General features: G+C 54.7%; 10 protein-coding genes. 3 read left to right on the top strand and 7 right to left on the bottom strand.

Translation table 11 applies throughout. The features are described from left to right. A partial coding sequence (locus ACSQ3J_RS19045; protein ID WP_436039883.1) for a M10 family metallopeptidase C-terminal domain-containing protein occupies positions 1 to 292 on the top strand: 292 nt, incomplete at its 5' end. Between the two features lie 90 nt (positions 293 to 382). Here the strand turns inward: ACSQ3J_RS19045 and ACSQ3J_RS19040 are convergent. The 5 genes from ACSQ3J_RS19040 to ACSQ3J_RS19020 all read right to left on the bottom strand — a co-directional run bounded on the left by ACSQ3J_RS19040 (position 383) and on the right by ACSQ3J_RS19020 (position 5,753). Continuing rightward, a complete protein-coding gene (locus tag ACSQ3J_RS19040) occupies positions 383 to 1,279 on the bottom strand; it encodes a Hint domain-containing protein (RefSeq protein WP_244482174.1) in 897 nt (298 codons plus the stop codon). 255 nt (positions 1,280 to 1,534) lie between these two features. Beyond that, positions 1,535 to 1,822: a hypothetical protein gene (locus ACSQ3J_RS19035; RefSeq protein WP_060504588.1), complete on the bottom strand. Its 288-nt coding sequence runs from the start codon at positions 1,820 to 1,822 to the stop codon at positions 1,535 to 1,537. A 248-nt stretch (positions 1,823 to 2,070) separates the two neighbouring features. Beyond that, positions 2,071 to 3,264 (bottom strand): non-hydrolyzing UDP-N-acetylglucosamine 2-epimerase, encoded by a 1,194-nt coding sequence (gene wecB / locus ACSQ3J_RS19030; RefSeq protein ID WP_436039881.1) that lies wholly within the window; start codon positions 3,262 to 3,264, stop codon positions 2,071 to 2,073. 83 nt (positions 3,265 to 3,347) lie between these two features. Beyond that, complete coding sequence (locus ACSQ3J_RS19025) at positions 3,348 to 4,136, bottom strand: CpsD/CapB family tyrosine-protein kinase (RefSeq protein ID WP_060504586.1); 789 nt, start codon at positions 4,134 to 4,136, stop codon at positions 3,348 to 3,350. Between the two features lie 3 nt (positions 4,137 to 4,139). After that, on the bottom strand, positions 4,140 to 5,753 hold the full coding sequence (locus ACSQ3J_RS19020) for a GumC family protein (RefSeq protein ID WP_436039879.1): 1,614 nt from the start codon (positions 5,751 to 5,753) through the stop codon (positions 4,140 to 4,142). A gap of 527 nt (positions 5,754 to 6,280) precedes the next feature. On the opposite strand from ACSQ3J_RS19020, the gene ACSQ3J_RS19015 reads away from it, so the two are divergent. Then, the gene (locus ACSQ3J_RS19015; protein WP_060504585.1) at positions 6,281 to 7,204 is read left to right on the top strand and encodes a glycosyltransferase; all 924 of its coding nucleotides are present in this window, start codon (positions 6,281 to 6,283) and stop codon (positions 7,202 to 7,204) included. 427 nt (positions 7,205 to 7,631) lie between these two features. After that, entirely contained in the window at positions 7,632 to 8,312 is a 681-nt protein-coding gene (locus tag ACSQ3J_RS19010; RefSeq protein ID WP_060504584.1) for a sugar transferase, read from the top strand. 120 nt (positions 8,313 to 8,432) lie between these two features. On the opposite strand, the gene ACSQ3J_RS19005 is transcribed toward ACSQ3J_RS19010, so the two are convergent. Next, positions 8,433 to 9,245 carry a LuxR C-terminal-related transcriptional regulator gene (locus ACSQ3J_RS19005; RefSeq protein WP_436039877.1) on the bottom strand — a complete coding sequence of 271 codons (813 nt, stop codon included), beginning with the start codon at positions 9,243 to 9,245 and terminating at the stop codon, positions 8,433 to 8,435. Positions 9,246 to 9,863: 618 nt separating this feature from the next. After that, positions 9,864 to 10,508: a class I SAM-dependent methyltransferase gene (locus tag ACSQ3J_RS19000; protein ID WP_156397646.1), complete on the bottom strand. Its 645-nt coding sequence runs from the start codon at positions 10,506 to 10,508 to the stop codon at positions 9,864 to 9,866. Between the last annotated feature and the right edge of the window lie 12 nt (positions 10,509 to 10,520).

Raw genomic sequence — 10,520 nt, 5'->3', positions numbered from 1 at the left:
ACCCGACTCGACAGTGGCGGTGAGTGGCCGCGACACGATCTTCGACTTCTCGGGCACCGGCGGTGACCGGATCGATCTGTCGGCGATCGATGCGAACACCGCAGCATCCGGCAATCAGGCCTTCACCTACGTCGGCACCGCGGCGTTCACCGGCAAGGCGGGAGAACTGCGCTACGTCAAGGCTGCCTCCGACACCTATGTCTACGGTGATGTCAACGGTGACGGGAAGGCCGATTTCGCCATTCACCTGGATGATGCCGTCTCGCTCGCCAAGGGTTATTTCGTGCTGTAACGCAGTGAGGCCGCTAAAGCGGCCTCATCCCCATTCAAACAAACCAGAGGCGGCCCAAACCGCCTCTGGATGCGACCTATACGTCAGCTCTCAGCTGATGAGTTGCTCAGCACGCACCGCGAACCTTTGGCGAGCGTTGCGCGCTGTTTCACGCAGATGCAAGAGGCGCCGCATCCGCATCGGCAACAACGCCTTCAGGTGTTCCCGGCCGGAATCAAGCGCCACGACTGGTGCGAACGGCGTCATGACTGTCGTCTCACCGGCAGGATGGAGGCGCTTGAATTCACCGAAGTTGGTGAACGCTTCGTGATTGTTGGCATTGAGAAGGAAGGTTTCGGCAGCGACCCCCTCCGCCAGGATCGCCTCGTGGGTATCAAGCACGATATGGTAATACTCAATCATCTCCCGATCATCCGGAAGCGCGGGTGCAATGGAGATGCCGTTGACAAGATCCTTTGCTCTGATGAGCACACCATCAATCAAGAGAGCGTGTCCCGGAGAGACATAGAGATCCCGGCGTGGTGTCTGCTCGTCAATCGCGTGCCGCGCAATGCGGATCGGGACGACGCTCGCTTGCCAGGACGTACCGTTTCGCCTGTAAAGGTGACGGCCGATCCATTTGACTGCCATGTCCTTGCCACGCGCGGTTTTCACCAAATCACCGACTTGAAGGCTCTCGATGCTGGCTTCACCTGCCGGAGTCATGATCGACGTGCCGCAAAGAAAGCACATGGGATTTCCGCCTCCGTCGCCGCCTTTTTTCCACCACGGCGTCCCCATCGCCTGGGCAATCGAGGCCGGCAGTATTGTTGTTGCTGCCAAGGCACTCAGTGCCGCAACTTTCGCCCCAGTCGCTGCGGCCAAACCGAGAAAATTCCGCCGCGCACCATTGATTTGCGTCTGTTTCTCTTTGCTTGACGACATTGTCATCTCCTTTTCGGTTAAACCCGATAAATTGCCCCTGATGAACAGATAAGCATCCAGCATATTCTCTCCTTGCCGAAGCAGCCATCGCTGCAAGGGGTGAAGGCGGCCTGTCTCTTTGGAGTAGGTTGTACTTCCCGATTATGCTGTCTGTGGAGTGCTTCCGCCGAGAACGGAATGACAAGAAGAGGCAAACCAGCCGCTCTGGAGCGGCCACTTGAAAAAACTACCTATTTGAACAACGGTTTGAGGCCCATCAACGAATGATGAGCGCAGGCGGGAGCCTGGCTGCGCGAACGCCGTTTGCCTTCGGCACTGTCAGTTTTGTTCGCCCTTTGAAGGAACCTGATTTTCCACCTCCTCTGCGTAGAGGATGAGAAGCGCTCCAAGCTCCTTGGCCGCAGTCGGAGACATTGCCGTCTGAAACTGATGCGGCGAGCGGTCGGTATCCTTGTAGGTGTCCCATTCCCACTTGGAAACAGCATATCCAATCCGCAACATGACATGATACGGTTCGCCAACGGCTACACCCCATTCCAAGAGGGTATAGGCCTTCAGCTTGTTATCGGCGTCCACCTCCCATTTTGACATGTCGTTTTCGCTCATGGCGTGGGCTTTCCATTTGATACTTACTCAAACATTTGCCGGCATTCTTGAACGGAGATTTTCGGAGCAGATATCTTTAAGGCGTACACAAGAGAGACCAGCCTTTACCGGCTGGTCAGCGATGGGCAGAACACTGTTGTCCAGCGGCTCTCCAGCAGGGCCGGTAGCTATCCGTAGCGGGCTGACTTGCGACGAACGCTGGGCCGGCATTCACTACATTACCACATGCTTATCAAAAGAGGCTGATATTAAGCAGCAAAACCGCTCATCGTCCGTGCAACGGCTGGCGCTTGAGGGGCACCCGGTCCAGCATCGAACTCATCCGGTCTTTCTCCCAGCGCGAAGAAATGCTCGATCGCTTGGACTGACCGCATTGCGGCCTGCCCGTCTCCGTAGGGATTCACGGCGCGCGCCATCTCCTGATAGGCCCGCCGGTTCGTCAGCAATTCGGTCACTTCACTAACGATACGGTCCTCATTCGTTCCAACCAGCCGCACTGTGCCGGCGGCAACGGCTTCAGGCCGCTCAGTGGTTTCGCGCATGACGAGAACCGGCTTACCAAAGGTGGGGGCTTCTTCCTGCACACCACCGCTATCCGTCAATACGATAGAACAATCGCGCATGGCCTTGACGAAGTCACCATAATCGAGCGGCTGCGTAATCTGCACATTCTCAAGCCCCTGCAGCGGGGGAAGCAGAACGTTGCGCACTGCCGGGTTGAGATGAGCAGGAAGCAGAAAGGCAATCTCCGGAAATTTTTGTGCTAGCCGCGCGATGGCGCGAGCGGTTTGCGCCATCGGCTCGCCCCAGGATTCGCGCCGATGCGCCGTGACCAGAACGCTCCTCCGGCCCGTGATCCGCTGGAGATCCTGATTTTCGGTCTGAGTGTTACGCCCGGACACATGTAGCAGAGCATCAATGACGGTATTGCCCGTGACGACAATATCGTCGGCTGTGACGCCATCGTTAAGGAGGTTAACCTTCGAGGTATTGGTGGGGGCCAGATGCAGTGCTGCGAGCTGAGTGGTCAAGCGGCGGTTGATTTCCTCTGGAAAGGGGTTGTCGCGCTCGCCCGTTCTCAGTCCAGCCTCCAGGTGGATCAGGGGAATTTTTCGATAGAAGGCGGCCAACGCGGCGGCAAAGCAGGTTGTCGTGTCACCTTGGACCACAAGCGCGTCGGGCGCTTCGATATCAATGACATTGGAAACGCCGGCAAGAACGCGAGCGGTGACACTCTCAAGCGTTTGAGCCTGCGTGATGATGTTTAGGTCATGGTCGGGTTGAATTTCGAACAGCCGATTGACCTGATCAAGCATTTCACGGTGCTGGCCGGTCACGGCGACGATGGGCGTGCAATGGCGCGAGGAAGCGAGTGCATGGACCAATGGAGCCATCTTGATCGCTTCCGGTCGAGTGCCATAGACGACGAGTATTTTGCGCATGCCAATTTCCTTTGATCCAGCGTTGGCAATCACTTTGGCGGGTAAGAACAAGAGACACTCTCGCCCCTATTCGGATTTCGTCATCAATCGGTGCAATATCGGCACTTGTTCAAAACAACCCCGAGCATGTTCGTCCGCTCGGACAGATACCGCTCGCAACGATCGACCTCGGTAAACGTGCTGTGTTCTGCTGCCGCAACCAGAATTGCGCAGTCCACATTCGGCAGGAATGCTGTCACGTCGTCGTTAGAGAGCATTGGGGGCAAGTCGTACAAAATAACGTCTGGCCCCATGCGCACGCGCAAGTCCTGCAATATCCTTGCAGCCTCCAAACTCTGCAGCAATTCAGCAGAAAACTGCACCGGTTGATGGTTGGTACCCACGGCCAGGTTATCGCCGTAGCGCCGGAAGACATCGTGGATCTGCGCATCGCCCTTCAAGAAGTCTTCCATGGAGGTCTGGCCATCAACATCGAGCATCTTGCCGATTTGCGGCCGCTTCAGATTAAGATCGACCAGCAGCGTTCGGCAGTCCTGTTGGTGTGCGAGGCTGAATGCCAGATTGAGCGCAACCAGCGATTTCCCGCAGGACGCTGTCGGCGAGGTGATCGCAATCGACGTCCAGTTGTTTTGACGCAGACTTTGCAGAACCCTTGTGCGCATCATGTCGAAGGGAGCATGGGCCGGATCGGACCGATCTATCGTGACGATCCGGCTTCGAAAAGTCGTACTCGGTGCTGGATCCAGCTCCTCGAGACTTGCCCATGCGATTTCAAATCCCAGCCGCGTGCATGCCTGCATTGCCTGCTCCGCCAGTTGATCACCACTTTGCAATCTGAGACTGTCTTGTAGGGATGCTCTATTTTGATCCATGATTTAAACTCTGCCTGTGACGAAGGTTTCCGCTCTCGAAAGGGCGGCATCCCATTCTCTCTGCGCTTCGACGGTGCCGTGGCTGGGGAGTGGCCGCCACATTGAACTTTCCGTGCCCCCAATGAACGAAAGCGGCATCAGCGCTGCAGCAAGCATTGCCGCTATCCGGCGCTTGTGACTTGGGGAACGCATCTTGCCCGAAGTTCTAATGCTGGGAATCGTGGCGAGCGGTTGCGACTGCAGCAATTGCGCAAGTTCCGCCGGCCTGCGGATTGTTTTATTGAGCAGCTCGAGCAACACGACGATGGCCAGCCCAAGCCCAATTCCCCCCAGGCCGCCGAGAGCAACGATGCGGGTGCGTTGGGGGCTGATCGCCCTGACGGGCGGCGTCGCCGATTCAAGAAGTGAAAACCGGCCGCCGTCTGCACGCATTTCAATTTGCTCGCCGGTCAGGGCCTCTGCGCGCCTGGCTATGGCGGCATTGTATTGCATTTGAATATTCTGGCGGTTTCGCTCCATTGAATTCAGCGCGGCTTCGCTGGCGGCGGTGCCAGCAATCGAACGGGTCAGATCGTCGATACCACGGATGACTGAGGTCTTTTCTGCGGCCACGGCCTGGAGACGATTATCGATATCCGCCAGCTGCAGATCGAGACCGAAGGGAGCGGCCTGTCTGGCAGGAGACGAATTTTCGCTGTTTTTCCCCTGCGAAGGCCCGGACAACAGGTTATTCTGCAGCGCCGCGATCCTCGCGCGCAAAGCCTGTATATTAGGGCTCGTCTCCGAAAAGATTGCGAGCTGCTCCGCGAGCGACCGATTGAGATCCGCAAGAATTTGTTGTTCCGGCGTGAGCGCAACCGCTCCGACAAACTGCCCGGCATTGGTATATGTCGCGACCAGGTTGCCTCGTTTCATGCGAAGATCGGGTTCTTCGCGTTCAAGCGAAATCAACCTTTCCTGTAGGCTACCTTGCTGTGTACGGCGAAAATCAAGACTTTCCGGAAGGGTGTCTTTGTTTTCGGTCTTGAATTTGAGGATATCCGTTTCGAGCTTGTTCAAATCGGAGGATAGTCTTGCGACGGTCTGGTTGAAGAATTGCAACGTGCTTCCGGCACGATCCGTCCGTTGACGCTGATTTCTGTTCAAAATCATTGCTGCCAGTTCGTTGGCCACTTTGGCCGCCATATCCGGCTTGCCGGCCAGGAAGGACACACTGAAAACAGTCGCTCCCTGATCGCGGCCCGGTGTGTCAAACTGCAGCTGCTCAAACTTTATCCGGGACCGCATATCTCTGACGATATCGTCCTCGAGAGGCTTGTTTTCCGCACTGTCGTAGACTGCCAGCCTGGTTGCCAGAGCAAGCAGATCATCTCTGGTGGTGATTTGCTGCTGGAGTATCTGCAATTGTTCAACAGCCCCTAGCGGAACGGTTGAGCGCGCAAGTTCAGCCGGAATCTGTGGCGCCTCGGACAGGATTTTGGCACTCGAACTGTAGACCGGTGAAATGAAACGCGTCGCCGCGATAGCCGACACCACGGCCGCGATCACAATCGCCATGAGATAAGGCAGCCTTCGCAGCAGGATCGAGAAGTAGAATTTTAAGTCTATATTACCCATTACGCAGACACCCAACTTCTGAGCCAGACCAGTACTGTGGCCATGTTCATTGTTCAGTGGTTCGAAATCGCGGAACAGATGGTCAATGTAGGGTGAGCGGCAGAGCACTGCCTGCTAAATTAATACTTTTGGACGTAGCTGATCTACCTATACTGTAGATAGCCTCTCAGCCTGCGTGGCTGCCAATCAGCGTCAGAACGCCTCACTCCAGGCAGCCCGGCGCATTCAGGCTTTGCCGGCATGTGACAGGAGGTAAGCGGAAACTCCGCTTATGCCCCGCCGCCCACCGAAGGGCTTATCCGGTTTTCTGGCGCAGGACCGGGTCCTCCTAAAGTGGATGGTGAGACTAATCTTGATGCGCCTCAAGGCGAAGACCAGACCGTCTTCCTACGCTCGGTCATTCCGTTCATCCTATGAGGAGAACATTGACGATCAGCCGCAGTGAAAATTGGCAGGTATTGCCGTGGCCGGGGGTGCATCGCTGTCGAAATCAAAGCCAGGCCTGAATCCAGTAGGAAACCCCTATTATGCTACCTCCTTTGCAGCTCAGCGTGATTGTGCCTCACCTCAACGAACCGGACGATCTGCGCCAGTGCCTTATTTTTTTGGATGCACAACGCGCAGATGGCATTCCGTTCGAGATCATTGTGGTGGACAATGGCTCGGCGGAAATGCCTACGGCGGCATGTGCAGGTATTCCGGATCTCCGTTTAGAGCGTGAGACTGTTCCCGGCCCGGGACCGGCGCGCAATCGTGGCGCCGATCTCGCGCGCGCGGACCTACTGGCTTTTATAGACTGTGACTGCGTCGCTCAGCCCGGCTGGGTAAAAGAGATCGTCAGCCTGATGGCGAACAAGCCCGACGTCGCTCTTCTCGGCGGCGATATCGGAATTTTGGTTACGGACCCCCGATATCCGAGCGCGATTGAATCCTATGAAAGTATCTATAGCTACCGCGCACGCGCTTACGTCGAACAATACGGATTTGCCGCAACAGGCAACATGGCGGTCAGAAAGAAGGTTTTTCAGTCAGTAGGACCTTTCGGCGGGATCTCGACGATGGAGGATACCGACTGGGGACAGCGGGCAACGGCGAGAGGCCACCGCATTATCTTTCTGCCCGAGGCAAGAGTTCTTACCCCCTCGTGCAAGTCGTTTGCCGATCTGGCGCGCCGTTGGGACCGGCACGTAGCCCACGAATTCCGCAAAGTTGCCGGTGACCGAGGGGCGATGCTGCGCTGGCTTGTCGATGGCATCCTTGTCGTCGGCTCACCGTTGGCGGAAGCCTTCAAAATCTTCAAGACGGATCGCGTATCCGGTGTCCGAAATCGCATGCTCGCGCTCGCATGCTTAACCCGTATTCGGCTTCATAGAGGTCGCCGGATGTTCGGCCTGGTGTTTCATGGCGATGCAGGCCGCTTTGTCGAAAACTGGAACCGCGAAGGATCTTGAGATACCTCCACGTTGCATGCTCCCAGGAAATCGGCCTGCAACAGGCACACTCACATCGCCGTGCAACCCGCATGCGGCACGCACTCAAGCTGACAGAACTTGGTCGAATACACCTCGCGTGCCGTTCCAAGCACCATCCGCCGGTGAGTTGACCGTGCCTTTTCCTGTCATCCACCCGGCCGCAACCTGTCGGATGAGCGTTTAATCAAATCCGGATATTTCTCACGACAACCTGACCTACATCGAATTGTTTAGATTAGATTTATTGCGATTTCTCTTCCAATGGTTAATATCTTATTAATAACGGCTATTGGGGCAATACATACGAAAATGAGGAAATACATAATCCTCTAAATTCGAGATTATACTCACATATTGCACGCCCCTTGTGCGGTTCTTTTCAAAAAGAAGCCATTTTGGAGGCGTTATGTCGGAAAGCAATCTAAGATATCCCTTACGGTTTGTTGCACATAATCCGACATACAACCGAAAAACCAAATCCCGATCGCTCTATCTTACTGCCAAACGTTTTTTTGACATCACTGCGACGTTGTTGGCGGCACCGTTCGCTTTGGCGATCGTCACTGTTTTTGCCCTGCTGATCCAGGTGAAGGGCGGAAAGGCCTTCTTCTCGCAACCACGCGTTGGAAAGGGCGGGAAGATCTTCAATCTTTGGAAGCTTCGGACGATGGCCGTCGATGCGGAGAAGAGGCTGCAAGAATATCTGGATACCGACCCCTCGGCGAAGGCCGAATGGGAAACCAAGCAGAAGCTTGAGAACGATCCCCGCATTACGTGGCTGGGAAAGTATCTGCGCAAATATTCAATTGATGAACTCCCGCAACTGCTGAATATCCTTGCTGGAGATATGAGTCTGGTTGGCCCGCGTCCGATGCTTCCCGAACAGCGGCAGCATTATCCCGGAACGGCCTACTTCAACATGCGCCCCGGCTTGACTGGCCTATGGCAAATCAGTGAGCGCAATGCGTGCACCTTCGTCGAGCGCGCGATGCATGACACACGCTATTCGGCCATGATGTCCTTCAGTGCTGATTTGTGGATTCTGTTCCTGACGCCAATGGTTGTCCTCAAAGGGACGGGTCTTTGAAAAAAGGCCCGCACAAAAAAGCAAAGCACCAAGACGACCCGGTGCTTTGCTGATTATTTACCGAACGGAACAAATCCAAATGATCTTCCCAAAGTACATGAAGACCAGTCCGGATCAATGTTAGTGCTCACTTCCCTTCATCGTCTCATTCCGTCCTTCGTTGGCGGAAACGGAAGAAAGCGGGAAAAGATCCTTGATCTTGTAAGCGACTTCGGTCCTGTTGGTCGCCTTGACCTTCTTCATGATGTTGCGGATGTGCACCTTGACGGTGCTTTCCCGCAAATTGAGTTCGTAGGCGATGATCTTGTTGGCTTTGCCACGCCGAAGCGCCTCAACGACTTCGGCCTGCCGTTCCGTGAACATGCCTGTCAACGGACGCGCAGCCGGACTTCCGGTCTCAATTGCCTGTCGCATCGCGAATACGCTGCTGGCCGGCACGAAGATACCGCCTGCCATTGAAAGAGCGATCGCTTCAATACAGACGTCAATGCTGACGGAAGATGGAATATAACCCTTTGCTCCGCACTCCAACGCCTTCATTATTTGCGGAAGGTCATCAGCATCAGCGAGAACAATGATGGGCGCTTCAAAGGCTGAAGAAAGCCTGGTGATTTCCTCGGACACCCCAGGATCACCAATTTTTTTCCCGCCTATATTCAGCAGGACGGCAGCCAGTGACGGGTAGTCATGCCGCTTGCGCTCCCATTCGTTCACAGAACCGAAAGCGAGCACATCCATATCCATCTTATGGGCAGAGATGCAGTAGGCGAGGCATTGCCGGTCAAGTGCGCGATCGTCAATGATTAAAAGCGAGCGCCCCCGTGGCAACTCACCGGTTCTTTTATCGTTTTCAGTATGAGGAGGATCAACTGCTATAGAATGAAAAAGGTTACTCGATATGTCCTTGCCATTTGTCATCAATAGTGAGCTCATACATATTCACTCCTAAAACGCACGTGCAACAGCCCTTGCCTTTTGCCAAGGTCGTTAAAAAACGCACGCGCCAGCCCCAGATTCTTACTATGACTTCAACCTGTGATACATTTCTAAAAAATCAAAATATCTATTCGCAGTTTCTTATATTACACAAATTACCGGCGTTGCCTAGTATTTGAATGATTCCTTAAATTATTTGTTTTCCCTGGCGAAAGGGAGCGCTTCCGGAGGGAAGGAAGAAGGGGGCTATTTGCGAAAATGGCCAATACCTTTCTACGGGTTTTGCCAGAAGAAGCTCGCCGGCCAAAGACTGAAGGGGGGATTTTGCAATCTCGCCGAGACTGGAGAGACCCGGCATATTCAATGAAATCACAATGATGCGAATAACTTTGAAGTATTTTAAATATTAAATTTGTATTATTACTGTTTCAGGAAATGCAGCAGCAGGTTAAACTCAAATTTCCAGAATGGCTTTTCCGTGGACAACGGGCACACCAGCTGACGTCGCAACGTTTGCAAAATTGTCCACCGCGCCTGCCCGACAACTCGCCCTTCATCGCCACGGTAAACGTGGCAATCCGGCAGCCTATACTCCTGCCCGTGAGAACGGCGCCTTCATTCGCCCACCGGTCCCCATCGAGCGGAATAGCTTTTCGAGAAGATAAATCTCTCGACATATATGTCGCCCTTGGGAAACAGAGCTCTGACTTCGCTGTAGGACAGGAGGTTAATCCGATCCGTGTGATAACGCCGCACGGCGATGTCGGAAGCGCCATAGTCCCTCGACAACTTAAGGGCGGCACGGCGGATGGGTGGAGCAAACCAGTGCAGGAAAGGAAGCCGGAAGTGCGGCTCGATGGGAAACTCCCAGGCTGGCGTCTGTATCCACCCGGAAAGGCCTACACGTTGCATCTCGGATGCCATCGCGCTCATGTCGGGCCACGCACCGACATGCTCGATCACCGAGTTGGAATGAACCAGGTCAACCGACTTATCGGCATACCCTTTCAAGTTGCGCGCATCGCCGATCTCACTGGTAAAGAGATTCGACAATCCGTGCCGGTCGATCTCGTTCTCATCTATGTTCAAAAGCCGAATTTCGCTAATACGCTCATGTCCAACGTTATCCCAATAGTCCGGCCGCCCGCCAACGTCCAGAATAGCGACAGGCCTCCCCAGGTGATCGGCAAGTTTCTCAATCTGACGTCTTAGAATGCGCCCGCGAGCAGTTCTGAAGCGGCTAATCGTTAGGTCCTTCATGTCGTCTGGGCC

Source organism: Rhizobium sp. LjRoot98 (genome assembly GCF_964252935.1).
Taxonomy (GTDB): Bacteria; Pseudomonadota; Alphaproteobacteria; order Rhizobiales; family Rhizobiaceae; genus Pararhizobium.
This window is presented reverse-complemented; position numbering and strand designations above follow the sequence as displayed.

Coding starts and splice junctions, on each gene's coding strand:
- ACSQ3J_RS19000 (WP_156397646.1), bottom strand. CDS start 10,508: ATGAAGGACCTAACGATTAGCCGCTTCAGAACTGCTCGCGGGCGCATT.
- ACSQ3J_RS19015 (WP_060504585.1), top strand. CDS start 6,281: ATGCTACCTCCTTTGCAGCTCAGCGTGATTGTGCCTCACCTCAACGAA.
- ACSQ3J_RS19020 (WP_436039879.1), bottom strand. CDS start 5,753: ATGGGTAATATAGACTTAAAATTCTACTTCTCGATCCTGCTGCGAAGG.
- ACSQ3J_RS19025 (WP_060504586.1), bottom strand. CDS start 4,136: ATGGATCAAAATAGAGCATCCCTACAAGACAGTCTCAGATTGCAAAGT.
- ACSQ3J_RS19035 (WP_060504588.1), bottom strand. CDS start 1,822: ATGAGCGAAAACGACATGTCAAAATGGGAGGTGGACGCCGATAACAAG.
- ACSQ3J_RS19005 (WP_436039877.1), bottom strand. CDS start 9,245: ATGAGCTCACTATTGATGACAAATGGCAAGGACATATCGAGTAACCTT.
- ACSQ3J_RS19010 (WP_060504584.1), top strand. CDS start 7,632: ATGTCGGAAAGCAATCTAAGATATCCCTTACGGTTTGTTGCACATAAT.
- ACSQ3J_RS19040 (WP_244482174.1), bottom strand. CDS start 1,279: ATGCTGGATGCTTATCTGTTCATCAGGGGCAATTTATCGGGTTTAACC.
- wecB (WP_436039881.1), bottom strand. CDS start 3,264: ATGCGCAAAATACTCGTCGTCTATGGCACTCGACCGGAAGCGATCAAG.